Below are 25,383 nucleotides of genomic sequence, written 5' to 3'. Positions count from 1 at the left end.
TTAAAAAACTCCTCTCACATAGCTTGCAGCAACCTAATTCTTATTTTTATAAATTAGGCGCTTCATCGATTTCTGATTGTAATGTTAGTGTTCCGTGTTCAACCTTAAAGACGCGTGGTGTTTTGATCAACTTTTGGGTTATATCACTTAATGACGGGGTCGTAATAAACGTTTGAACCCGATCTTGCATTGCCGTCAATAAATGCGTTTGTCGAGTTGAATCCAATTCAGACAAAACATCATCTAACAATAGAATTGGTTCTTCCCCCGTCTCTTCCTTCATAAGATCAATTTCCGCTAATTTAACAGCCAAAGCTGTTGTACGTTGTTGACCTTGTGAACCAAAAGTAGCCACATCATGACCATTAACCATAAATTGGAGATCATCCCGATGCGGTCCTAAGAGGGTTGTCCCCATTTGAATCTCACGTTTTTTTAATTTATTAAAGTGCTGTTTTAGGCCTTTTTGAATCATAGTTAGATCGGTTAAATCTGTAACATTTAATTGAGAAACGTACTCAATTTTTAAATGTTCTTGATCCTTTGTAATTGCCTCCTGAATTGGGGAAGCAGCATTATCGAGACGTTTAAGTAATTGCAACCGTCTCCAAATTAAATCACTCCCATATTCAATTAACTGTTCTGTCAGCACCTCTAAAAATAACTCATCTGAACTTTCATGATGACTTAATTGTTTTAAATATTGGTTTCGCTGTTTTAAAATTCCTCGATATTGATTAGCAATATAGAGATATTTAGGGCTCATCTGACTAAATTCACGGTCAATAAACTGCCGACGAATTTGTGGACTCCCTTTTACCAAATTTAAATCTTCTGGAGCAAATAAAATCACATTCATTTGCCCAATATAATTAGCAAGTTTGGCTTGATCTAAATGATTCATTCGGGCTTTTTTACCCTTGGGACTAAAAGCTAATGAAAGAGGTATTTTACCTGTTCTTCGCTCCACAACACCTTTAATTTTAGCCGTTTTTTGACTCCAACCAATTAATTCCTTATCGCTGTGTGCTCGATGAGATCGAGCTAATGCTAAAACATAAATCGCCTCTAATAAATTAGTTTTACCCTGAGCATTTGATCCTAAAAAAACATTTACCCCAGGCGAAAATTCGACTTCTAAGTTTTGATAATTTCTGAAATTATCAAGCTCTAATGATGATAATCGCATTATTCAAACTTAGGAGTTGCCCCTTCACCATTGATCACAAAACGGTCACCATTTGGTAATGCAACAACATCTCCGGGATATAATTTACGACCACGGCGCATATCAATTTCTTGGTTCACTAATACTTCATTTTCACGAAGATACCATTTTGCTTGGCCACCAGTGCCAATAGTACTCGTTTCTTTTAACAACTGCCCTAAAGTTATATAAGGGGTTGTGATTGACACTTCTTTTGCCAAATCAAGTCCTTTCTATCACGCGGATAATACGATAAAAATAATTTTTTATTTCCAAAATTAGCTACTTTTAATTATACCATTTTTTTATCTATTTGGCTTTAATAAGACCTCTATGGACTTTTACGCCATTTTGACAAAAAGAACCAAATTAAGCGTTTAACGCTCATTTCGGCTCTTCTTAATTTTTTATTTCGATAATTAAATCAATTAATAAGTACGAACAGGTGTTATTAATTGTATGAAATTCGTCGCATTATTAGTAGGAACAAGTGTAAATGGGTCTAAAGCGGTCTTAAACCCGATCTGAATTTCTTCATCCCCAAATGATTTCAAAGCGTCTCGCATATAATCGGGATTAAATGAAATTGTAAGGTCTTCTCCAGCTGTTTCAGCCGCAAAAATTTCTTCTTCAATTTTTCCAACTTCAGGAGAATTTGATGAAATAATTGAATGTTCACCAGAAATATCAAATTGAATTACATTTGAACGCCCTTCATGTGACAGCAATGCTGCCCGATCAATAGTTTGCAACAATTCACGCGCATTAATTGTCAAAGTCGTCTTTTTTTCTGTTGGAATTAAACGTGAAGCATCAGGATAATTTCCTTCTAAGAGACGTGAATAAAAGAGCGTATTTGGTCCAAGTTGGAAAATAACTTGATTTGCAGCAACACGAATTTCAACAGTTTCGACTTCTTCAAGCATTCCTTGAAGTTGTAACAAAGAAGGCCCTGGGATAATAATATCAGCGTTCACTTCTTCATTTTCAAATGGGACTGTGCGTTGTGCTAAACGATGGCGATCAGTTGCAACTGCAGTTAAATTACCACCACCCAAAATAAAATGAACTCCAGTTAAAATTGGTTGACTTAATTGTTTTGAAACTGCAATAACTGTTTGACGAATAACTTCAATCAAAGTTTCAGCAGGTAATGTTAATTGATTCTTAATATCAACTTCTGGAAGATGAGGATAACTATTGACATCTTGACCATGGATATCATATTCAGCTGAGCCAGAACTAATTTTAGCTTGAAAAACGTCAATATTAGCTAATTTTATTTCTTCTCCGGGCATTCTTTTCACAATATTTGTGAAAAAAGTAGCTGGTAATGTAATTCCACCAATTGAATCAATTTTTAATTGAGCTTGATCATCATTTTTGGGAATCGTGGTTTCAATTGATATATCTGTATCTGAACCCGTCAAAGTCAATCCTTCTTCGGTTAAAACTAATTTAATGTTGGCAAGAATGGGCATTGCAGTTCTAGCTGAAATAGCTCGATTTACATTATTTAGGGCTTTAATTAAAATTTGGCGGTTAATTGAAAATTGCATAACGTAAAAACTCCTTTTGTGGGATTAATATGGGTAAGGCGCTGTTATTTTTAATGATTAATTAATATTAATTAGAGGTAGTAGTAGTAGTAGGCCCTGTGGAAACTGTGTAAAAGTATAATAACTAAAGTAATATCTAGAGTTAAAGCATGTTTAAAAATCTGTGGATAAATTAATAATAACTTTTTAGTTTTCCACAGGCTAGTGTTGAACTAAGGCTCTAATTTCTTGTACTTGTTGTTCCAGTTTAGCATCATCTAGCATATTTTCTTCAATTTTATTAGTTGAATGCATAACAGTTGTATGATCTTTACCACCAAAGGCTCGGCCAATGGCTGGTAATGATTCTTGGGTAATCTCGCGAGAAAGATACATAGCAATTTGACGAGGAATAACAATTTCTTTCACACGACTTTTTCCAGTTAAATCGCTGATATTTAAATCAAAGTAATGGGCAACCGCTTCTTGAATTAATGGGATTGTTATTATGTTTGAACGTTCAAAATTAAGATCTTTCAAAATTTCACGGATGGCGTCAACTGTTACTTCAGAATTACTAATTTTAATTTTAGCAACTACTTTTTTGAAAACACCTTCTAAATCACGGACGTTGGTGTTAACGGCATTGGCAATCTCAGAAAGAACATCATATGAAATTTCAATACTAGATTCTTCAGCTTTATTTTTTAGAATTGCAATTTTTGTCTCTGGATCTGGTTGTGTCAAATTGGCTGAATATCCCATCGCAAAGCGTGAAACAAGACGTTCTTCGATTCCTTTAATGTCTTTTGGTAATTTGTCAGATGTCAAAACGATCTGGTGACCATCACGTGTAATGGCATTAAAAGTATTGAAAAATTCTTCTTGAACGTTTTCTTTATCAGCCAATAATTGAATATCGTCAACAAGTAGTAGGTCGACATTACGATATTCTTTTTTGAATTCGTTGGTTTTATTAAATCGTAAAGCGTCGGTCCAATCATTCATAAAATCATCTGTTGTAATGAATTTAACGCTTGCTTTAGGGTTTCTTATTAGAAGATCATTTCCAATTGCTTGCATTAAATGAGTTTTGCCTAGACCAGAATTTCCATATAAAAGAAGGGGATTCCACTCTTGACCAGGGTGTTCAGCAACTGCTTCAGCAACTGATTTAGCTTCACGATTGGGCGTTGAAGCAATAAAACTATCAAATCGATATTTAGGGTTTAGCCGTGATTCAGTTGAATTTAACCCTATATTATCAGAAAGATTTAGATCAAGTTGTTCGGCTGTAGTGGATTGGGTGGGGACTATTTTTTCAGCTTTGACTTCAATGTAGCTGACAACCGGTAAAATTAAGGTTGGATTGCCAAGTAAGTCCACGGTGACTTGGATTGAAGCACTGAGGAATTGATTATAATATTGACCATTTGGTTTCCATTCATTTGCGACGTTTTTGTGTGTCGTTGAAAGGTATAGCTGGTCGGAGTTATTGGGAGTTTGAATTAATCGAATCGGCGTCAGACCCTCAACAAAATTATCAAAAGACATCCCCGGGCCGATACTTTTTCGTAGTTCAGTTTTAATCGCATCCCAGAGTTGAGTGTGGTCCATTATGTGCTCCTCCTTAGTATAAGTATTAAGTATTTTTAAAAATTTATCTTTTAAATAAAAAATGCGAAATAATCGAAATCGTTTCGCTCAAAACATATGTTATTGTAGCAGGATTTAGCGTAGTTTTCCACAGGTTAAAATTGAGCGAAATAAAAATTTTGACGAATAAAATAACACATTGAGATATTAACAGTTTGTTGAAAAAGTTATCCAAGAATACACAGGGTTGTTTAAAAAATTATTAACAAAAAGTTACATGATGTGAAAAAAGTATAAAAATAAAGTGTTATACAGAGCCATTTGTGTAAAAGTTATGTGGGCATGGCAGGTTATCAACAGAGTTTTCCACATTTCCACAGGAACAATAGGAACGCCTGTAAACACCCTGTTAATATTGTGGAAAAACTGTGGATTTTGTGGAAAACTGCATAACTCTCTGTTATTTTTATTTTTTTATGAACATAACGGAAAGTTACATTTTGGATAACTATATTTTTCAATTAAATTAATTTAAATTACAACGAAGGTTTTGAGCTTGCCTTACTTTTATAGAAATGGTATTATAATCCTTGAATTGTTTTTGATATTGAAAAAAGCAGAAAAAATCTAACTACGAATGGGAGGTGTAATCACATGAAGCGCACATATCAACCAAAGAAGCGTCACCGCGAACGCGTGCACGGCTTCCGCAAGCGCATGAGCACAAGTAACGGGCGCAAAGTGCTTGCACGTCGCCGCCAAAAGGGCCGCAAGGTATTGTCAGCCTAATTCGGCAGCGCCTTTATTAGGAAACTGATAATAACTAACACGGGTGATTCCGGCTATTTGGCTGGGATCACCCGTGTTTTTTTATTTAAAAAAAGAAAAAATTTATTTGGATCGATGAAACACCAATTCGATCGAGAAATTAAATCATTTTGAAATTAAGGAGAACAACATGCGCAAGAGTTTTCGCGTTAAAACAGAAAAGGACTTTCAAGCCGTCTTTGAACAGCATAATTCAGTTGCTAATAAGATGTTTATTGTCTATGTTATGGAAAAGCCAGCTCAAAAACATTTGCGACTAGGAATTTCGATTTCAAAAAAAGTTGGTTTACGTGGTCATGAAAGAGTTTGGGTTAAACGCCGAATTCGTCAAAGTGTTTTGGAATTAAAACCCCAATTAAAAACTGATGTTGATATCTTAGTGATTGCTCGACCATCTGCGCATGATCAACCAATGGATGTAATTAAGCATAATATTGTCCATGTGTTTAAATTAGCAGATCTATTTACAGAAGTGCCTGTTGCTGAAACCGATACTAAAGATTAATAATGGAGAACAAGATGAATTTGTCAAAAATCAAATCTTTTTTAATGAATTATAAAAAGTCAGTACTTGCAGCATTAGTTGCCCTTATCATTATGGTAATAGCTGCATTGATGTACCAAGGTCCAGCAATTGGTCATGGATTCTGGAAGGGTACCATTATTGGTAACTTTGCTCGTTCAATTATGGGTGTATCAAGTTGGTTTGGAAATAGTTATGGATTTGGAATTATTATTTTTACATTATTAATTCGAATCTTGATTTTACCTTTGATGGTACACCAAACTAGTTCAATGGTTAAGATGCAAGAAATTGCACCAGCCATTAAGAAGTTACAAGAAAAGTACCCTAATAAACGTGATACGGATCAAATGCAGAAAATGCAAGCGGAAACCACAGCTTTGTACAAAGAAGCGGGTGTTAGTCCCTTTACTTCATTAATCCCATTAATTGTTCAAATGCCAATTTTGATTGCATTGTATCAGGCTATTTTCAATACAAAAGAATTACAAACTGGAACCTTCTTATGGGTCCAATTGGGACAACATGATCCAACTTATATTATTCCTTTGTTGGCAGCCGTATTTACCTTTGTATCATCATATTTGGTGATGTTGGGTCAGCCTGAGAGAAATTCAATGACATCGACAATGACATATGCCATGCCAGTTATGATTTTCTTATTTGCGATTAACGTTCCATCAGCTTTGTCTCTTTATTGGGTTGTTTCAAATGCATTCCAAGCGATCCAAACTTGGACAATTCAAAATCCATTCAAGATTCGTCGCGAACGTGAAGCTAAGAAGAAAGCTATTAAGGACCGCGAACGAGCAATTAATAAAGCTAAGCGGTCAAAGAAACGCAACTAATTCATGCTTAAGTAATATTGATGCTTTTGCTAATTTTAATAAAAAACGCATCGTTTTAGGATTAATTCCTAAACGATGCGTTTTTTTGATTTATTTGGTATCAAAGAAATGTAAATATTGTTGGTTAATTGCATCTTTTGGGTCAGTCTTGGTCCAGAAACCAACTTTAACGACTCCAAACATTTTATCTTTGGGAACAAATCCCCAATAACGAGAATCATTTGAAACTGAACGATGGTCACCTAGAACAAAATATTTTCCTTTTGGAACAGTAATTGTTTGACTATCTTTAACCCAGTTCATATGTTGACCTAATTCAGATAAATTATCCCAATTTCCTACATTGTTTACACTATTTGTTGCTTCACGTTCAGATTTGGGAAGGTAAGATTGATCAACTTTTTTATCATTAACATAGAGATTACCATCTTTAGCAGAAACCGTGTCTCCAGGTAATCCAACAACACGTTTAACATAATCAAGTTTATTTTGGACAGCTGGATCAACGCCTTGAGCATTGAAAACTACGACACTACCACGTTTAATTTCTGATGGGCGTAAAACTAGGACCCGTTCATTATTAACTAAGTTAGGTTCCATTGAAGTCCCATCAACACGAACAATCGTAAACCAAAATTGCCGGATGATTAAGGCCAATGCCAAACCGATTAAAATTGGTAAAACCCATGATGTTATAATCGATTTAAAAGTTTTCATGAATAAACTCCCCATTTCTTAACTGTTTTTTGTTATTGTAGCACAATTTATGGGCTTGATAGAACTAAGCAATCAGATAGGCTAGTAAATATTATAAATAATTAATAAAAAGAAAGTTTAAAAGCATAGTTTATAAATTAAAAGCTCGAATTATTATTTCGACGTTCTAAGATTTGATATCCACCGAGCATGATAGCAAAGAAAACAAAAGTTAGTATCACTGATAATGTAGTTGAAGGATTAATAATTAAAATTATTAGAATAAATATGTAAAAAATAATCGTGAGGTAGTCTGTATATGGAAACCAAGGCATCTTGAAAGAATTTAATTGAGCGTTTGTCTTACGATATTTCAAATGAGTGATTAAAATAAGTATCCAAACAAAGATGAATGAAGTATTAGCAACACCAGTAATCAAATTAAAAGCCTGACTGGGGAAAAAATAATTAAGTAAAACGACAATTAGGAAAATAATGGCTGAAGCAAGCATTCCGGTAATCGGTACATTGTTTTTTGATAAGTGTGCTAAAGAATGAGGGGCTAAACGATTTTTTGCTAATACGTAGAGGGTTCGTGATGTTGAAAAAATGGCTGAATTAGCGGCTGATAGTGCGGCGGTTAAAACGACAAAATTAATAATTCCAGCAGCAAAATTAATCCCAGAGCGGGCAAAAACTTGCACAAATGGGGATTGAGTTGTTGTAATTTGATTCCATGGAAAAATTGCCATGATAATAGTAATGGCACCGATATAGAAAAGTGCAATTCTAATAGGGACAGCATTAATCGCACGAGGAATATCAATTTTAGGATTTTTTGTTTCACCAGCGGTTAAACCAATCATTTCAATGCCGGTAAAAGAGAAGATAACCATTGGGAAAGCTAGAATAAAACCTTTAAGGCCTTTTGGGAAGAAACCACCATGGCTAATTAAATTTTGAAAAGAAGCCACATTGTTACCTTGATGAAAACCAGTCATAATCATGATTAAACCACTTGCAATCAAAGCTAAGATTGCAATGATTTTAATTGATGCAAACAGAGCCTCCATTTCACCGAATAGTTTGACGGTTGTTAAATTGAGTGCCACTAAGACTACAATAAGTGGCGTTAACCATTGCGGGACATTGGGTAGCCAGTAACGTATATAAATACCAGTGGCGGTAAGGTCGGCCATAGCTAAGCTAGCCCAAGCTAACCAATAGGCCCAACCAATAGCAAATTCCCATTTTGTTCCAAGATATATTTTTGCAAAATCAATAAATGAACGAATTTTTAAATTTGATAAAAGAAGTTCACCGACGGCACGCATCATTAAAAAGGCAAAAATTCCGGTAACTAGGTAAGCTAGAATTAGGGCCGGTCCAGCTGAATGGATTGCAGTTCCTGATCCTAAAAAAAGGCCTGTCCCAATTGACCCACCTAGAGCGATCATTTGGACATGACGAGCTGAAAGTGCTCGTGTTAATTCACGTTGTTCAGACATATTTACTCCTTTTTCATATGAAACAAAGGGGCATAAAAAAAACCCTTTGCCAAAAATATTTTTGACATAGGGACGTTATTGGATCAATCTTAAAAACGCGGTTCCACCCTATTTCTTAAATCAATAGACTTGATTTAAGCAACTTAATTGATTTACTTGTTACAATCTTACTCCATTATTTTCCTTAAATATCGGTATGTACTTGTTTACACCACCCACAAGTTCGCTAAAACAATACGCTGATATCTTTAATAATTTCTTCATAAGATTGATATTAATTAGATTATTATAGCGATCCTATTTAGAAGCGTCAAGTAATGCCGGGGGTGATTAAAATTATTGTTTGATTCCAGAAACTAATCGATCGAATTTTTGAACGTCTTCACTGGTTCCAATAACCGTTAAAACATCACCAATATTTAAGACATAATCGGCTTCGGGTGAAACTGATAGTTGATCATGGGCTTTAACTGCAATGACATTTAATCCATACTTAGATCGAATATCTAAATCAGCTAAGGATTGATTAATGAATGAAAAATTAGTGATTTTAATTTCCCCAATTGAATAATCATCGCTCAAAGAAATGTAATTCAATAAGTTAGGTGATACTAAGCGATTGGCTACTTGTTGAGCCATTTCATGTTCAGGACGAACTACCTCATCAGCACCAACCTTATTAAGGACGCGGGCATGTAGATTATTTTCTGCTTTAGCAATAACATGCTTACATCCAATATCTTTTAAAATAATGGTTGCTAAAATTGAAGCTTGTTGATTATGACCAATGGCTACAATAACATGATCAAAAGAAGCTAAGTCTAATTCACGGAGAGATTCTTCATCCTGAGCATCAGCAATAACAGCATGCGTAGCTAATCCCATATAATTTTGAATCATTTCAGTATTATTATCGATTGCTAAGACTTCTTGACCATCGCTGATTAGTGATTCTAATAATGAACTACCAAAACGTCCCAGTCCGACCACTGCGTATGTCTCTGCCATTTTTGTTTATCTCCACCTTCTTGAATGTATTTATGCTTATTATACTGATTAATTTTTAAATTATAAAGAGAGGGTTATGTTTTAAAGCTTATAAGTCGGATAAAGATCATTAAATAAGTCTAATTTAGGTTAAACGTAATCATTGTTTATTTTAAATTAATAAATTATTTTCAAGAAAAATGCGTATAAAGCATTTGGAGGAAAAATAACCGTTGATCGTTATTTTTAGCTTATTAATTTAATTCAAGTTGATTGAGAAGTTGTTGGTAATGAGAATAAATTAAACCAAAACGGGTATTATTTTTCCCGGTCCATGGCTTTGGCTTGCCACAAAAATGTAAAATAACCGTATTTTGAGCAACCCATTGCATATTGAAGTTTTTGATATTACGTGTGAAATAGATATTAGAGCGACGAGTATCATAATTCCATATTTCTTCACTAATTTCGAGTGTTACATGACTATAAAGATGATTCATTACATCTTGATCTGGAAGTAATAGATAGTCACCATATTTTTGAATGGTGCGATAAATATCATCTAATTTAACGACTTCACGAGCTTTAGCAACATCAATCAAAAGGACCCCAGAATTAAAATAATTGTTAGTTGTTTGTAAACGAATATTATTGATGCCTTTTGAAATATTAGTTAAACCTGCGTGGACCGAAGCAGCAAAAACATTTCCTTCTAGATCTAGTTCCCATAGCGGCTTGATGGAATTAATTACTAGGATATCAGGATCCAGATAAATGACACGTTTAACATTATCTGGTAACAAAATACCACAGGCAAGACGAAAATACATCTCTCGAGGATAACGTTCAACAGTTGGCGCGTTTGCAAAGAGTTGATCTGTAATTTTAATGGAATGTAGGTTGATATTTAATTTTTTAAGTAGTATTTCTAGTTCAATTAATTTTTGATCAGGAATCTTTTCGTGCAGGAGCCATAGATCAAAAAGTTGTTCTAAATTATTTTGATGTAATGAAAACAACATTACTTTTAGATGGGGTAGATAATTTTCATCAAGTGTTACGAGTAAATTAATGCTTTCAGGCATGAATAAGCTCCTTTAATATGAAAGATATATTTATTTTAAAATTAGGGATAGTAGTGTTGAGATAAATGTTTCATGTGAAACATTGTAAAGAATAAACATTATTTTAAATCATCAATTTGTCGGTTTAAATAATATATAAATTCTTCATGTAATGCAGATAAAAAGGGTGTGTGATTCCAAATGATAGTTCCAGTTGATGTAGTTTTTTCATCAAGGGGGATAAATTTTATTTCGGGGCTTTCAATTAATCCTTCAATGCCAATTAGCATAACATTAGAATTTAATTTAGGGTATAGAATAGCATTACCGATCAAATTAAAGGTCATTTTAATGTTTAGTTCATTGATCGTTTTATTAGTAAGTGCTCCTAGATAATCTTTCCAGATTGGATTTCTGGAAATAATTAATGGATATTGTAATAATTTATTAGGGGGCATACTAATTTGATTTGATTCTGGATGATCTAGATTCAAATAAGCTCCCCGCCTAATTTTTTGAGGTAAATCAATAAAATCATATTGACCTTTTACATTAAAATCGAGCGCAAATAGAAAATCAAGTAATCCATGATTTAATCTATCTAGTAAATCATTTAAACTTCCTGAGACTAGATTAATGGTAACGTTGGGATATACATTCTGCATGGTATTTATAGCCGCAATTATAATTGAAAACAACGGAGTCTCAGCGGCCCCAATAGTAATTTCTCCGGTAATGACATCATTACTCTTTATATTTAAAATTGTTTTTTCGGTTAAGTTTAAAATAGTTTCAGCTTGTTTAGCTAAATAAATTCCTTCATTAGTAAGACGTAAAGGCTTTTTTTCACGATCAAGTAATTTAACGCCTAAATCATTTTCTAGGACCTTAATTTGTTTTGAAAGCGCAGGTTGCGTTATATTTAATTTATTTGCTGCAGCAGTTATAGTACCTAAATTGGCTACTTCTAAAAAATATTTCAGGACTCTAATTTCCATAATTGATTATAACCTCTAGGAATAGTTTACTATAAAAACTAATCATTGGTAATGATTATATGAATGCGTTAGACTAAAAATAGAGCGAGGGAGGTTAGCTTTATGGCATTAACGCAACAACAGGTTGATAAATTTATGCAACTTGATGATTTACATGTTGCTCCGTATTATGAAGACGGTAAAACGACTGGTAAATTAACGTGGATTTGGTTTGTAGTGGCAGATGATAACCTTTATATTCGAGCTTGGAATGGAGAAAACTCCAGATGGTTTAAATCTGCACGTCAACAAAAAGAAGGTATTGTACAAATTGGCGGGGAAAAATATCAAGCTGAATTTGAATACATTGCAATAGAACAAAATAAAAAATTAATCCATAAAATCGATGAAGGTTATCGTTTAAAATATGCGGATAGTCGTTATCTTTTGCCAATGATTGCAAAAGGACCACAAAATGCAACTTTTCGCGTTAAGTTAGTGGATTAATTTAGATACAAAAAAGTTTATTTATTATAGATAATGAGCTAAATTAATTCTAATGAATAGAAAAAGTAATGGAGGAATAAAAATGAGTGAAAAAGTAACTGCGGGACATGATGCTTTAGGTGAATTTGCGCCTAAATTTGCCGAATTAAATGATGATGTTCTATTTGGTCAAGTATGGTCACGTGAAGAACAATTTGCTGGGCGAGATCGAAGTTTAATTACTATTACAGCTTTAATTTCAACGGGAGCCTTTGAACAATTGAGTTTTCATATGCAAAAAGGAAAAGCAAATGGAATTACAAAAGATGAAATTTCTGAAGTAATTACACAATTGGCATTTTATGTTGGATGGCCTAAAGCGTGGTCAGCTTTTAAGGTTGCTCAAGAAGTTTATCAGGAGGAAAAATAAGATGATTAAAAATAATGAAATTAAAGATGGAACTATTTTTGAAGCTGGACAACCAAATCCGTATGGGGAATATTTTGTTGGGGACACATTTTTAACTAACTTAATTCAAGCTCCCACAGGGGACTTAGGTGTTGGTGTCGTTGCATTTGAACCAAGTTCACGAAATAATTGGCATATTCATCATGATGGATATCAAATTTTATTGGTAACGGCTGGTGAAGGTTGGTATCAAGAAGAAGGTAAGCCGGCAGTATCTTTGAAGAAGGGTGATCGAATTGTTACAGCTGATGGAATTAAGCATTGGCACGGTGCTAAAAAAGATAGCTGGTTTGAACATATTGCGATTACTACTGGAACACCAGAATGGCTGGAACCAGTTAGTGATGAAATTTATGATACATTAGTTTAGTTATTTAAATTAAGTCTTAATAAGATGATAATGCCGTAAGCAGTTCAATGCTTACGGTTTTTTTCATATAAAAAGCATCAACATTGATGTCGATGCTTTCAAAATTAATTAATTCTTTTTACTTAATGATGCTTATTACAGCTAAAATCAAGTCCAATACGACTAAAGAGACGAGAAGACGTGAAGCAAAAGTGTCCATCTGCTTTTGACGAAATTTTTTATATTCTGGGGCCCATTTAGGGTCATTCTTATGTGCTTTATAAAATGCTTTAGTATGTTCTGCCATATAGTGATCCTCTTTATATAAATGTTCTTGCATAATTTTATCATTAATTAGAAATCAAGTTAGCCTCTCTGATGAATTTTATTGATCCGTCTGGATTATTTTTTAAGTAGAAAATGTTAATTATAACTGACAAAAATATTATCTTATTGATTAGATGCTTATTATTTAGTTAAAGTCATAAATTGAAATAGATAAATCATCATATTTTTGAAAATAAAGACGGTGAGAAGTTAGATCAACCGCACTTTGATAAATCGTGTATGTATCAGAACGATTATGACTTTTTGGGACGTTAACACTGTCTAAAATATGCCATGTTTCAATAATATTTTCATCACGATTTTCAGGAGTAATTGCGTGTTCTTTTAAAATAGTGGCCCGAATAAAACGTGCGGAAGGATTAAATCCGCCAGGCATGGTATGTTTTCCATTAAAATCATCACTGGCTATGGCATTTAAATGAGTTGCAGGTTTTGAAAAATCCAAAAATTGATCTAATTTAGCTATTTCTCGTTGCAAATTGGGTGAATTTGTCACAACGCCAATTGGATTTTTGACAACTCTTAACTGAGCGCCTATTGTTTCAAGATTAATTAATTTTCCAGTTGGATCAGTTAAGGCGTAGTGAAGGTTTTGACCTAGAATAGCGTGATCTTTATCTATATCAGGAATGACTTGAATGTTCTTTATTTTATCTATAACATCATTTACTGATGTACAGTTACCTAAGATCCAAGTAACTACTTCAAAAGGAGCTAGATAAATTCGGTCATTTTTAAAAATATTTTTATCATTATTAAATTGTTGATTAGAAGTTAACTTTTGGACAGCTAATCCGTGTTCATTAATGCCATCTGAAATATCAACATGAATATTAGGAATATCATGTCCAACGCCCATGACTTTAAATTTATTTATTAAAATTTTGCTAGTGTCAGTAGTACTAACCCATTGATATTTTTTGGGAATGGTTAAAACTTGGGGATTGAATGGATGCCAGTCCATTGTCCGAGCAAAGATTAAACTACCGTCTTTAGCCTGCATTTTGATACTAGTGCACATTTTAAATCCTCCCCATATCTTTATAATTAATATTATACTCATTGCTAACATAAAGATGGATTTAATTTTTTTGAATTGATATTAATGAAAAAAATTAAATATCTTTTGTATACGTAATAAATTAAATAACAAGGGATACATAATATGAATAAAAAGGTGTTTTTAGTGGTTTTAGGTGTTTTTTTATTAAGTGGCGTAATATATACTTTTTTTCAGTTAAAAGAAGTGACAATTAGTAAGGATAATGAAAGTTCAACTAAAGTTTCTAAAATTGATAATAAATCAAGTCGTCAAAGAAATGAGTATAGAACAGGAGATTTAATCTTAGCTGTGAATCAACATAATTTAAAAAAAGTTAATTTAATTGTGAATACACCATATTATAAAATTGATGAATTAGATTCCAACCGAAATACCCCATTAAATTTAGCTGTTCATAATAATGATGTCCAAATTGCTAAAGTATTAATTAATAAAGGTGCTGATATTAACCTTCAAAATGATATGAAAGACAGTCCCTATTTATATGCTGGGGCTGAGGGAAGAACGGAAATTTTACGAGAGATGTTAAAAAATTCGCAACCAGATTTAAGTAAGCATAATCGTTATGGTGGCAATGCTTTAATTCCGGCAGCAGAAAAGGGACATATTGATAACGTTAAATTACTTTTAGATTATGGACAAGAAAATATAAATTATCAAAATAATTTTGGATATACTGCTTTAATTGAGGTTGTGGGGCTTCGAGAAAATAATCAAATATATCAAGATATTACACGCATATTATTACAGCATGGTGCAGACCAGTCAATTACGGATAATTCAGGGCGGACTGCAGCAGATTATGCAATGCAAAAAAACAGTATTGAGATTTTGAATATTTTAAATAAATTTCATTAAAAAATTATGACGAAATGAAAATATTTATTTTCATTTCGTTTTTTATTTACAATAAACAAAAAAGGATAAAAAGCCGGTTTGATAAGGATATATGATGTTTTATTAAAAAAGTATTGCTTGTGGATTTAAATAAGATTAAAAAAATTTAATTTATATGTTAAAATATAGGTAAATCTCGGATTAATTGATACTAAAAGCTTTCACATCTATAAATAAATGACTATACAACTAACGGATGTTCCTAACTTGGAGGTAAATAAATTATGAAAAAGACTCTCGAAAATTTAGTAGTAGGTGAAAATCGGATTACTAGAAAAAAACTATATAAATCTAAAAAAATGTGGGTAGCTTCTTTAATGATAGGAGCGATCATTGGATCTAGTGGGGCAGTAGGTCCAATTAATGATATTTTGGGCTTTAATAATAATATTAGTCATTCTATTGAGGCTGCAGTTGTCCATGGTGAATTGTTTTCTGATATTAATACAAGTAATAATAGCGGAACGAGTGCGCAAAGTGGGTTGGATCCCTCACAAGATAATAATGTTAATTTCACAATCAGCGGGGGAAGTGCCGTTGATGTTTCACTATTAGGTGATAATAAAAAATATGCGGTTTTGGGGATTCCTACTGAATTACAAGGGAAAGTTGTTGCCAATGGGCCAGCTCAAGTTACAACTAATATAACTGTCCCTCTGGATAAATTTGCTTTGTTAAAAACAAATTTGGATTTAATTCATACATTGGTAAATGAAGTTAATCGATTACAAGGATTGTATCCAGGAGTACATGCTGATTTGACTGGTGTTAATAATGCTTTAGATGCAGTTGAAACAGCTTTGAATTCCACAACGGGTAGTTATAATACCTCAATTCAAGATAATGGAACATATTTATCAGCTGATATTGGGACCGGTAGTAGTGAAATTATTGCTAATAATTTAGTAACTGCATTGAGTCAGTTGGAGACGGCTGTTAATAATACGACATTTACTGGAGGACTTAGTTCCGGCTTGGCTAATACGGCCTTAGCTGTACCGAAGAAATTAGCAATAGATGCCTTAGAAGTTTCAAAGACTGGTTTGAAGTCTGGTGGTGATTTATTTAATCAAATAGCTAATATATCATTATTTGGATCCACTACTGTGGTGATGCCAGTAACAATTAAAACAGCTGATAATTTGGATAATGGTAAGGTGAATACTGAAAAGTTCGTTGGAACGATGGCGAATCCAAATTTTATTACGGTTGATCTTTTCACAAATAGTTCAGGATCAAGTAATGTCTTTATTGGAAAAGAACAAGTCGATGACTTAACATCAGAAAAGCAAGATGCGATAGAAAAGATCACAGCGTTGCCAAACTTGGATGACGAAACAAAGCAAGGATATATCGATCAAGTTAATAGTGCCAAGACAGCGGATGAAATTACAGGGATCGTGGACGCAGCGACAGCTGCAGATAAGAAGATCTTGGATGACGCGAAAACAAATGCAGTAACAGAAATTAATGATATGAATAATCTTACTGCAGAAGAAAAGCAAGGATATGTTGATCAAGTAAATGGAGCCAAAACAGTAGGTGAAGTAAACGATATTCTAGAAAAGGCGCGAAATGCCGACCAAGAAGTCGATGACTTAACAGCAGAAAAGAAAGACGCGATAGAAAAGATTACGGCATTGCCAAACTTGGATGACGAGACAAAGCAAGGATATATCGATCAAGTTAATAGTGCCAAGACAGCGGATGAAATCACAAAGATCGTAGATGCAGCGAAGGCTGCAGATGAGAAGGCAGCGGCAGATAAGCTAGCTGACGACAAGAAGAATGCGATTGAAGAGATAAACGACTTGAATAATCTTGATAAGGACCAGAAGCAAGACTATATAGATCAAGTAAATGGGGCTAAGACAGCCGATGAAATCACAAAGATCGTAGATGCAGCGAAGGCTGCAGATGAGAAGGCAGCGGCAGATAAGCTAGCTGACGACAAGAAGAATGCGATTGAAGAGATAAACGACTTGAATAATCTTGATAAGGACCAGAAGCAAGACTATATAGATCAAGTAAATGGGGCTAAGACAGCCGATGAAATCACAAAGATCGTAGATGCAGCGAAGGCTGCAGATGAGAAGGCAGCGGCAGATAAGCTAGCTGACGACAAGAAGAATGCGATTGAAGAGATAAACGACTTGAATAATCTTGATAAGGACCAGAAGCAAGACTATATAGATCAAGTAAATGGGGCTAAGACAGCCGATGAAATCACAAAGATCGTAGATGCAGCGAAGGCTGCAGATGAGAAGGCAGCGGCAGATAAGCTAGCTGACGACAAGAAGAATGCGATTGAAGAGATAAACGACTTGAATAATCTTGATAAGGACCAGAAGCAAGACTATATAGATCAAGTAAATGGGGCTAAGACAGCCGATGAAATCACAAAGATCGTAGATGCAGCGAAGGCTGCAGATGAGAAGGCAGCGGCAGATAAGCTAGCTGACGACAAGAAGAATGCGATTGAAGAGATAAACGACTTGAATAATCTTGATAAGGACCAGAAGCAAGACTATATAGATCAAGTAAATGGGGCTAAGGCAGCCGATGAAATCACAAAGATCGTAGATGCAGCGAARGCTGCAGATGAGAAGGCAGCGGCAGATAAGCTAGCTGACGACAAGAAGAATGCGATTGAAGAGATAAAYGAYTTGAATAATCTTGATAAGGACCAGAAGCAAGACTATACTAATCGAATTAATAACGCCAAAACGGGGGCAGATCTAGATAAAGTTATGCAAGGTGTAAACTTACCACAGACAGAAGCAAATAATAAGTTGACGATGGGTGTAGTAGTTTCAATTGTATTAACTAGTATGCTATCACTATTATATTTATTAGAAAAAAAGCGTAAATAATTAATAAAGTAGGACTATAAATTTATAGTCCTATTTTTTATTTAATTTTTTTCTGTATTGCTAATAGTACGAAATTCTAGCCAACCATATTTAGAAGCCCCATTTTCAATCAAAGTATCATCTGAATTAATTTGCCATAAATGATCGTCAGTTTGAATTTTTTTATTTTGACAGAATAGCTTTAATTTATTTAAACCTAGATTAATACCATCAGTAGTATTTTCTACTAAAATGCTAGCATATTGACCAGCTTCTTTTTCTATTAATGGCATCAAAACTTTATTATCATCATTAGATGATTCTTTGAGAATTAGAAATGAAGCATCCATGTATCCAGTGGGATTATCAAGCGATAGATTAGTTAATAATCCCAAATGTTTAGTATCCATAACTGTTAAATAATCAAGTTGCTTGTAGAATTCTGAAAATAGTTGGGCAACTTCTTCTTCAGTACAGTCAACGGATTGACGAGAACATCAAAATACATGGGTGACTCTAGTAGCTATTAAGGGCTGATATAATTCATTCACATTAATTGAATTTTTAATGTTAATTCTATTACGAATAACTTTTTTAATGCGTAAAAGTTCGGTAATCTTATCGTCTATTTTTATTTGGGTATTTAATAATTGAGAGGTGGTAGATGCTGGTGAATCTGACCTAATTAATTTTATTTCATCAAGAGATATGTTTAAACTACGAAGTCCTAAAATAAATAAAAGATCATATAGTTGATTATAATCATAATAACGGTATCCAGCGTTGCTAATTTGTGCAGGTTTGAAAATATTGATTTGGTCATAAAAAATGAGGGTGCGGCGGGTAGTGTTAGCTAATTTGGCCATTTCACTGATTTTTAACATATTAATAAAGTCCTCTCATTTGACTGTAACCATACGTTACAGAATATCATTTAGTATATAACGATTTTATCTAAAGGAGGTATTTTATTCATGCAACAAGGGTCGCTTTTTGCTAATCAATTTGAAAATATGCCTTTGGCCAATAGAGTTCGCCCACGTAACCTGGACGATTTTGTGGGTCAAGGTCATTTGTTAGGGACTGATAAAATTTTACGTGAAATCATCGAAAATGATCAGGTTTCATCAATGATATTCTGGGGCCCACCAGGAGTTGGAAAAACAACATTAGCTGAAATTATAGCTCTAAAAACACAATCTAATTTTTTGAGATTTAGTGCAGTAGATAGTAGCATTAGCAATATTAAAAAGATTATGAAACAGGCTGAATTAGATCGAGAAATAGGACAAAAAACCATGATTTTTGTGGATGAAATTCATAGATTCAATAAGGCTCAGCAAGATGCTTTTCTACCATATGTTGAACGTGGTAGCATTACCTTAATTGGAGCAACAACGGAAAATCCATCTTTTGAAATCAATTCAGCCTTACTATCACGTTGTAAAGTATTTATTCTGAAAGAGTTACAACAAGAGGATATTGTAGTACTAATTAAAAATGCAGTTGTTAACCCCAATGGTTATGGGGAACAGGTAATTAAAATTGGCGAAGATGAAATGAGAACAATTGCTAATTTTTCTGATGGTGATGCTAGGATGGCCTTAAATACGTTAGAGATGGCAGTGCTGAATGGTGATAAAAATGAAAACGTTATTACTATTAGCATGGACAATTTAAGCCAATTAATTACTAAAAAGTTTGTACTTTATGATAAAAATGGGGAAGAACATTATAATATTATTTCAGCCCTACATAAATCAATGCGTAATAGTGATGTTGATGCTGCAATATACTGGTTATCAAGAATGCTTGAAGGTGGTGAGGATCCAATCTATATCGCGAGGCGCTTATTGAGATTTGCAAGCGAGGACATTGGTTTAGCAGATACTAATGCGTTGAACATTGCTGTAAATGTTTTTCAAGCTTGTCAATTTATTGGGATGCCAGAGTGTGATGTTCATTTAGTTGAAGCAGTTACTTATTTATCATTGGCACCAAAGTCAAATGCAGTTTATAAGGCCCGTTTATCCGCAACAAAAGATGTTAAACAAACTAAAAACGAACCAGTTCCATTACAAATCAGAAATGCGCCAACTAAATTTATGAAGGATTTAGGATATGGTAAAGGTTACGAATTAGCACACTATGCTAAAGATAAATTAACAACTATGAAAACTATGCCAGATTCTTTAGAAGGTCATGAATACTATATTCCTACAAATAAGGGAAGAGAAGGACGTTTTAAAGATAGATTAATTCAAATAAAAGACTGGCATAACCAACACGATAAATAAAAGTCATATTAAAAGAATAATATTTATTTAATATCAAATCTTATACATCTTTTAACAAGCGTTTAAGCATGTTTATAGGTGTATTTTTAAACGGTTAAATGAAATAATATAAATTATGAGGCATTAAAAATTGACGATTTAGAGAGTCTGATTTATAATTGAACGAACATTCCAGAAAGAGGACATGATGAGTCGAGTAAAAGAATTTAATCAATATGATGTGCTAACAAAAGCTATGAACTTATTCTGGGAGCAAGGTTATACTAATACATCGATGCAAGAATTAGTAGATGTGATGCAGATTAATCGAGGAAGTATCTATGCTACATTTGGTGATAAACACAGTCTTTTCTTGCGTGTCTTGGAGTATTATCACCAATATCTAGAAGAACAATTTATTGATGTGGTAACTGATTCAAAGGATCTAAGAACTAAATTAAATGAAGTGTTTTCATTTTTTCTAAAAACCCATGATGAACAACAACCAAAAGGATGTTTAATCGTTAATTCAGCAACTGAGTTAGCACAGGTTGATCCAGATGTTAATGCAATTATTAATGATTATATGCAACAAGAGACAAACTTAATATTGAAAATTTTAAAAAAGGCTACTTATGAATTAATGCCATCTATTTCACTTGAAACATTAGCTAATCGATTGCAATTAGCATTAATCGGAATTCGCGTATCAATCAAATTAGACACAAAATCAGAAATATTAACTAAGATCGTTGAAGATATTATTGATACATTGCCATGGAAAACTATAGAGGATTAAATATGAAAGCGGCACAAATAAAGAAAAATAGTTCAGAAATAAAAGTTGAAATTAATGAAATTGATCGCCCTAGCTTACAACCAGATGAGGTTATGATCGCTCCTTTATATGCAGCAGTTAATCCTTTGGATATCATGAATATTAATGGTAGTGTAAAGTTAATTCAAAATTATCGGATGCCTTTAACACTTGGGAATGAAGTTGTCGGAAAAATCGTTGAAGTAGGATCTGAAGTTAAAAATTTTGCGGTTGGGGATCAAGTTTATAGTCGTTTACCACTAAATAAAATTGGAGCATTTAGTGAATATGTTTCTATTGCTGAAGATGCAATTTGGCATACGCCAAGTAATCTGTCAGCGAAACAGGCGGTAGCAGTTCCACTAACAGGATTGACAGCATATCAAGCCTTGAATGAGGAGCTGAAAGTCGAATCAGGAAAAACTATTTTTATTCCAGGAGGCTCAGGTAGTTTTGGTCAAATTGCAGTTCCTTTAGCAAAATCAATGGGATTAAAAGTAATAGTGTCAGGGAATGAAGCAGCTCGTAATCACATTATGAATTTAGGAGCTGATCAGTATTTAGATTTTAGGAAGGAAAACTATTGGGAAATACTTTCTGAAATTGATTACGTTATTGATACTTTGGGTGTTAAAGAAATTGAACGTGAAATGAAAATTATGAAAAAAGGTGGAAAGATATTAAGCCTGGTTGGAGGACCTAATAAAAAGTTTGCTGTGGAACACGATCTTTCTAAATGGAAGCAAATATTATTTAGTTTGGTGGGATCTAAGCTTGATAAATTAGCTAAGCAGTATGGAGTCGAATATCGTTTTATTTTTGTTCGCTCTAGTGGTCAACAATTAAAGACAATTACAAAAATTATAGAAGATCGTCAAATTGTACCTGCAATTGATGAACGGGTCTTTTCGTTAGATCAAGCACAAGAAGCTCTTCAATTAGTAGCTGCCGGTGGGACTTCTGGTAAAGTTGTCATAAGTTTTGAAAAATAAATATCTAATAACTAAAAAACGTTAACCCTTAATTATTTAAAGATTAACGTTTTTTTATTTTGATATAAATAACTGAATTATTCACCAGTAATTTCGATAAAAATGTTATTTGGCATTGATTGTTTTAGATCAATCAAATCATCAGTATTTGATAGAACCACCGTTAATTCAGTACTAATTTGTTTGTGCTCCAATTTGATTGCATCAATAACTGGGTTGAATTTATTTGATCTAATTTGGCTTAGATATTCATTGACCTGTTCATCATCGATAGAGCTGGTCATACGAACATGGTAGATAGTATGAAGATTAAAATCTTTAAATTTATATAAAATCAATTGCAAGATAATAATAATAACAGTACCACTAATTGCTAAGATATACATATCTGCACCAACAGCCATTCCAATTCCAGAAGTAACCCAGACACCAGCGGCTGTAGTCAAACCAGAGACACTGAGAAACTTATCACCTTTAACAATGATTAGTCCAGCCCCTAAAAATCCAATTCCACTAACAACTTGAGCAGCAATTCGTGATGGGTCTAAAGCGATGTTATTTAGATTTAAAAGATCCATAAATCCATATTTCGAAATAATCATCACTAAGGCTCCACCCAAGGAAACTAGAGCGTGGGTTCTAACCCCAGCTGATTTAAAGCGAGTTTGACGCTCTAAGCCAATAGCTATACCTAAAACGACAGATAATAATAGTTTAATGATAAAATTAAATTCCATAAAACACTCCTTTTTTATATTAAAAATAAGTATAGCAGTAATTTTTAATAAATAGAAAATAAAGCTTTTAATGTTTCACGTGAATCATTAAAAAAATTTTATATTTGATATAAAAGTAAGATATGAGTGATCATAACTTTAATAATATTTGGTTGATTAACTTAATTTGATGTTTTAAATTACTTGGAATATAGTTAAAATATATTGTAATTAAAAATGCCCATCAATTTTAAATTGATGAGCATTAAAGGTTAATTGAATTACTTCATTTGTCGCCAGTTGGTAATGTTATCACGCCAGATATAGTCAAAATTAGCGGCAATATCCATGGCAGTTTTAGGCTTGTTACCTGTTAAAAATTCGATATCATTAGATTCGACATTAAACAAACCATCACCAACAGCTTGATCGTTATCTACAACATCATTAGCGCTGAATGGAGCAGGAGATTTTGAAAAGTCACCACTCATGTCATGAGGAATATTTAATTTCTCAAGATATGAATAATATTCTTCTTGGGTTGCGGGAACATATTCAAGATCTACACCAGAGCGTTTAGCGATGATTTCGCAAAGCTCACGAACTGAAATTGCTTGTGAACCAACGATGTTAAATACTTTACGGTCTCCACCTTTACCAAGAAGAGCAGCGGCAGCGGCAGCGGCACAATCATCCTTATGAACTAGGGTTGCTTTACCTTCACCGGCAGTTGTAACCCAACGTCCATCAGACATAAATGCAAGCATGGCGCGCATTGTCATGAATGTTTCAAGATAGAGATTGTTTCGAAGGGCGGCATATTGAATCCCAGTAGATTCAAGGTATTCTTCAGTAGCAGTATGGTCTGGAGTTACAAAGACATGTTCATAAGCTGGATCCGTAGCTCCAACGAATGAAGTATATGTGATATGTTGAACGCCATTTTCAATTGCTGCATCAATTGCATTTTTGTGTTGTTGAACACGCTTACCAACATCTAATCCAGAGATTAAGAAGAGTCGATCTCCATCAGCAAAAGCTTTTACTAATGATTCTTTATCATTATAATCAGCTTCAACAACGCGAACACCAGCATCTTGCCAACGTTTCAATTTATCAGCAGGAAGACGGTTCATGTCATAACAAGTGAAAGTAAGTTGATCACCACTAACGTTTTTCAACATAATTTCGGCAACACGACCGGCTAATTTTCCATCGGCACCAGTAACGATATAACGCATAATAATAACCTCTTTTATTTTTAATTTATAAGTTAATAATATCACAATGAACTCGATTTAATAAATTACTCCTTGTTATAACCTATAACTGATTGGAATGACGAATATGAATTTTACACAAATCAATGTATTTATCAATGTGGCAGAAACCCTGAATTTCTCAGAAACAGCGCAAAAAATGCATATGACCCAACCATCTATTACTAAAAATATTCAGCAACTAGAATTAGAATTGACTAAAAAATTATTTAACAGAAACAAAGGAATAGTCTCACTAACGGCAGAAGGTGAATTTTTTTATTACAATATTAGTGATATTATGTTGCGAATTGAGCAAACAGTCACGCAAGTTAAGCAACAGGATTTTTTTGATAATATTACTTTGGGATATACAAATACTCCGTTCGAAAAAATGTTTTTGCCAAAACTACTAAAAAGGATGGCCACCGATTTAGATAATGTTAATCTGGCTCTTCATAATTTTAATTTAAATAGTAGTGTGGATGATTTATTAAGCAAACGTTTCGATTTACTGTTAACAACGGATGATAATGTTGGAATCAATAAAAATATTGCTTTTGAACCGATTTTAGAATCAAATTTCAAAGTATTATTGCCGATAACTGATCGTCTGGCAAAAAGGTCGATTTTAACAATTGATGATTTGATAAATAGTGATATTATTTATTTCAATCCTCGTCAATCCCCACCAGCAATTGATCAGGTACAAATGACATTGAAAGACTTAGGCCCAAAACGTAAATTCAATGTAGCTGAGACGGCAAACACCTTAGTCACAATGGTTAAAGGTCAACAAGGAATTGGGATTCTTCCTGGTTTTGTAATTGATCAAAATGATCTGGAAATTGCTAGCGTTCCACTTGAGAGTGAAGTGAAAATAACCTATGGCCTTGCTTATTTGAAGTCTGATGATCGATTATTTCTTCATGATTTAATTCATTTAATGAAAGAAGTTATTTTAAATGAGTATGATTAATCGGAATTAAAGCTAGCTAAACATTAGTTAGCTTTTTTTATTAATTTAGTATGAAACATATTTAAATAAAATTACTTGCCTTATAGTCAGGGCAAAGGTGTTATATGT

At 33.5% G+C, this 25,383-nt stretch carries 27 protein-coding genes; 12 read left to right on the top strand and 15 right to left on the bottom strand.

Annotation, left to right across the window (positions count from 1 at the left end; all coding sequences use genetic code 11):
• Positions 1-46: 46 nt before the first annotated feature.
• The 4 genes from recF to dnaA all read right to left on the bottom strand — a co-directional run bounded on the left by recF (position 47) and on the right by dnaA (position 4,362).
• Complete coding sequence (gene recF / locus JC2156_RS08360; protein WP_006846210.1) at positions 47-1,189, bottom strand: DNA replication/repair protein RecF; 1,143 nt, start codon at positions 1,187-1,189, stop codon at positions 47-49.
• A complete protein-coding gene (yaaA, locus tag JC2156_RS08355; protein ID WP_006846209.1) occupies positions 1,189-1,428 on the bottom strand; it encodes a S4 domain-containing protein YaaA in 240 nt (79 codons plus the stop codon). The genes recF and yaaA overlap by 1 nt, the downstream gene beginning before the upstream one ends.
• 207 nt (positions 1,429-1,635) lie before the next feature.
• On the bottom strand, positions 1,636-2,766 hold the full coding sequence (dnaN, locus tag JC2156_RS08350) for a DNA polymerase III subunit beta (protein ID WP_006846208.1): 1,131 nt from the start codon (positions 2,764-2,766) through the stop codon (positions 1,636-1,638).
• 201 nt (positions 2,767-2,967) lie between these two features.
• On the bottom strand, positions 2,968-4,362 hold the full coding sequence (dnaA, locus tag JC2156_RS08345) for a chromosomal replication initiator protein DnaA (protein ID WP_006846207.1): 1,395 nt from the start codon (positions 4,360-4,362) through the stop codon (positions 2,968-2,970).
• Between the two features lie 633 nt (positions 4,363-4,995).
• Between dnaA and rpmH the strand changes: the two genes are divergently transcribed.
• From rpmH to JC2156_RS08335, 3 genes are all read left to right on the top strand, one after another.
• A complete protein-coding gene (gene rpmH / locus JC2156_RS08795; RefSeq protein WP_002828338.1) occupies positions 4,996-5,130 on the top strand; it encodes a 50S ribosomal protein L34 in 135 nt (44 codons plus the stop codon).
• Positions 5,131-5,299: 169 nt separating this feature from the next.
• Positions 5,300-5,674, top strand: coding sequence for a ribonuclease P protein component (rnpA, locus tag JC2156_RS08340; protein WP_006846206.1), 375 nt, complete (start codon positions 5,300-5,302; stop codon positions 5,672-5,674).
• A 14-nt stretch (positions 5,675-5,688) separates the two neighbouring features.
• Positions 5,689-6,540 carry a YidC/Oxa1 family membrane protein insertase gene (locus tag JC2156_RS08335; protein WP_006846205.1) on the top strand — a complete coding sequence of 284 codons (852 nt, stop codon included), beginning with the start codon at positions 5,689-5,691 and terminating at the stop codon, positions 6,538-6,540.
• 90 nt (positions 6,541-6,630) lie between these two features.
• Here JC2156_RS08335 and lepB read toward each other — a convergent pair whose 3' ends face one another.
• From lepB to JC2156_RS08310, 5 genes are all read right to left on the bottom strand, one after another.
• Positions 6,631-7,257 (bottom strand): signal peptidase I, encoded by a 627-nt coding sequence (gene lepB, locus JC2156_RS08330; RefSeq protein WP_006846204.1) that lies wholly within the window; start codon positions 7,255-7,257, stop codon positions 6,631-6,633.
• Between the two features lie 137 nt (positions 7,258-7,394).
• Entirely contained in the window at positions 7,395-8,744 is a 1,350-nt protein-coding gene (locus JC2156_RS08325; RefSeq protein ID WP_006846203.1) for an amino acid permease, read from the bottom strand.
• Positions 8,745-9,080: 336 nt separating this feature from the next.
• A complete protein-coding gene (locus JC2156_RS08320; RefSeq protein WP_006846202.1) occupies positions 9,081-9,752 on the bottom strand; it encodes a potassium channel family protein in 672 nt (223 codons plus the stop codon).
• 233 nt (positions 9,753-9,985) lie between these two features.
• Positions 9,986-10,816, bottom strand: coding sequence for a glycosyltransferase family 8 protein (locus tag JC2156_RS08315; RefSeq protein WP_006846201.1), 831 nt, complete (start codon positions 10,814-10,816; stop codon positions 9,986-9,988).
• Positions 10,817-10,914: 98 nt separating this feature from the next.
• The gene (locus tag JC2156_RS08310) at positions 10,915-11,793 is read right to left on the bottom strand and encodes a LysR family transcriptional regulator (protein ID WP_006846200.1); all 879 of its coding nucleotides are present in this window, start codon (positions 11,791-11,793) and stop codon (positions 10,915-10,917) included.
• Positions 11,794-11,895: 102 nt separating this feature from the next.
• Between JC2156_RS08310 and JC2156_RS08305 the strand changes: the two genes are divergently transcribed.
• The 3 genes from JC2156_RS08305 to JC2156_RS08295 all read left to right on the top strand — a co-directional run bounded on the left by JC2156_RS08305 (position 11,896) and on the right by JC2156_RS08295 (position 13,097).
• A complete protein-coding gene (locus JC2156_RS08305; RefSeq protein ID WP_006846199.1) occupies positions 11,896-12,279 on the top strand; it encodes a DUF2255 family protein in 384 nt (127 codons plus the stop codon).
• A gap of 82 nt (positions 12,280-12,361) precedes the next feature.
• The gene (locus tag JC2156_RS08300) at positions 12,362-12,688 is read left to right on the top strand and encodes a carboxymuconolactone decarboxylase family protein (protein WP_006846198.1); all 327 of its coding nucleotides are present in this window, start codon (positions 12,362-12,364) and stop codon (positions 12,686-12,688) included.
• A gap of 1 nt (position 12,689) precedes the next feature.
• Positions 12,690-13,097 (top strand): cupin domain-containing protein, encoded by a 408-nt coding sequence (locus JC2156_RS08295; RefSeq protein ID WP_006846197.1) that lies wholly within the window; start codon positions 12,690-12,692, stop codon positions 13,095-13,097.
• A gap of 118 nt (positions 13,098-13,215) precedes the next feature.
• Here JC2156_RS08295 and JC2156_RS09025 read toward each other — a convergent pair whose 3' ends face one another.
• Together JC2156_RS09025 and JC2156_RS08290 are read right to left on the bottom strand one after the other, a co-directional pair.
• Positions 13,216-13,383: a hypothetical protein gene (locus JC2156_RS09025; RefSeq protein WP_006846196.1), complete on the bottom strand. Its 168-nt coding sequence runs from the start codon at positions 13,381-13,383 to the stop codon at positions 13,216-13,218.
• Positions 13,384-13,548: 165 nt separating this feature from the next.
• The gene (locus tag JC2156_RS08290) at positions 13,549-14,445 is read right to left on the bottom strand and encodes a linear amide C-N hydrolase (protein WP_006846195.1); all 897 of its coding nucleotides are present in this window, start codon (positions 14,443-14,445) and stop codon (positions 13,549-13,551) included.
• A gap of 144 nt (positions 14,446-14,589) precedes the next feature.
• On the opposite strand from JC2156_RS08290, the gene JC2156_RS08285 reads away from it, so the two are divergent.
• Both JC2156_RS08285 and JC2156_RS08280 read left to right on the top strand, forming a co-directional pair.
• Positions 14,590-15,345: an ankyrin repeat domain-containing protein gene (locus tag JC2156_RS08285; protein ID WP_006846194.1), complete on the top strand. Its 756-nt coding sequence runs from the start codon at positions 14,590-14,592 to the stop codon at positions 15,343-15,345.
• Between the two features lie 263 nt (positions 15,346-15,608).
• Complete coding sequence (locus tag JC2156_RS08280; protein ID WP_006846193.1) at positions 15,609-18,257, top strand: adhesive domain-containing protein; 2,649 nt, start codon at positions 15,609-15,611, stop codon at positions 18,255-18,257.
• 41 nt (positions 18,258-18,298) lie between these two features.
• On the opposite strand, the gene JC2156_RS08275 is transcribed toward JC2156_RS08280, so the two are convergent.
• Positions 18,299-18,646 (bottom strand): hypothetical protein, encoded by a 348-nt coding sequence (locus JC2156_RS08275; RefSeq protein ID WP_006846192.1) that lies wholly within the window; start codon positions 18,644-18,646, stop codon positions 18,299-18,301.
• Between the two features lie 87 nt (positions 18,647-18,733).
• On the bottom strand, positions 18,734-19,120 hold the full coding sequence (locus JC2156_RS08270) for a MerR family transcriptional regulator (RefSeq protein WP_006846191.1): 387 nt from the start codon (positions 19,118-19,120) through the stop codon (positions 18,734-18,736).
• A gap of 90 nt (positions 19,121-19,210) precedes the next feature.
• Between JC2156_RS08270 and JC2156_RS08265 the strand changes: the two genes are divergently transcribed.
• The 3 genes from JC2156_RS08265 (at position 19,211) to JC2156_RS08255 (ending at position 22,321) form a co-directional block, all read left to right on the top strand.
• On the top strand, positions 19,211-20,533 hold the full coding sequence (locus JC2156_RS08265; RefSeq protein WP_006846190.1) for a replication-associated recombination protein A: 1,323 nt from the start codon (positions 19,211-19,213) through the stop codon (positions 20,531-20,533).
• A 187-nt stretch (positions 20,534-20,720) separates the two neighbouring features.
• Positions 20,721-21,311: a TetR/AcrR family transcriptional regulator gene (locus tag JC2156_RS08260; protein ID WP_006846189.1), complete on the top strand. Its 591-nt coding sequence runs from the start codon at positions 20,721-20,723 to the stop codon at positions 21,309-21,311.
• A 2-nt stretch (positions 21,312-21,313) separates the two neighbouring features.
• A complete protein-coding gene (locus JC2156_RS08255) occupies positions 21,314-22,321 on the top strand; it encodes an NADP-dependent oxidoreductase (protein WP_006846188.1) in 1,008 nt (335 codons plus the stop codon).
• A gap of 77 nt (positions 22,322-22,398) precedes the next feature.
• Here JC2156_RS08255 and JC2156_RS08250 read toward each other — a convergent pair whose 3' ends face one another.
• Positions 22,399-23,058, bottom strand: coding sequence for an MgtC/SapB family protein (locus tag JC2156_RS08250; protein WP_006846187.1), 660 nt, complete (start codon positions 23,056-23,058; stop codon positions 22,399-22,401).
• Positions 23,059-23,318: 260 nt separating this feature from the next.
• Complete coding sequence (locus JC2156_RS08245) at positions 23,319-24,278, bottom strand: NmrA family NAD(P)-binding protein (protein ID WP_006846186.1); 960 nt, start codon at positions 24,276-24,278, stop codon at positions 23,319-23,321.
• A gap of 106 nt (positions 24,279-24,384) precedes the next feature.
• Here JC2156_RS08245 and JC2156_RS08240 point away from each other — a divergent pair, with 106 nt between their 5' ends.
• On the top strand, positions 24,385-25,275 hold the full coding sequence (locus JC2156_RS08240; RefSeq protein WP_006846185.1) for a LysR family transcriptional regulator: 891 nt from the start codon (positions 24,385-24,387) through the stop codon (positions 25,273-25,275).
• Positions 25,276-25,383: the final 108 nt, after the last annotated feature.

Source organism: Weissella koreensis KCTC 3621 (genome assembly GCF_000277645.1).
Note: the sequence above shows the minus strand (reverse complement) of the source record. Positions and strands in the feature narration are given on the sequence as shown.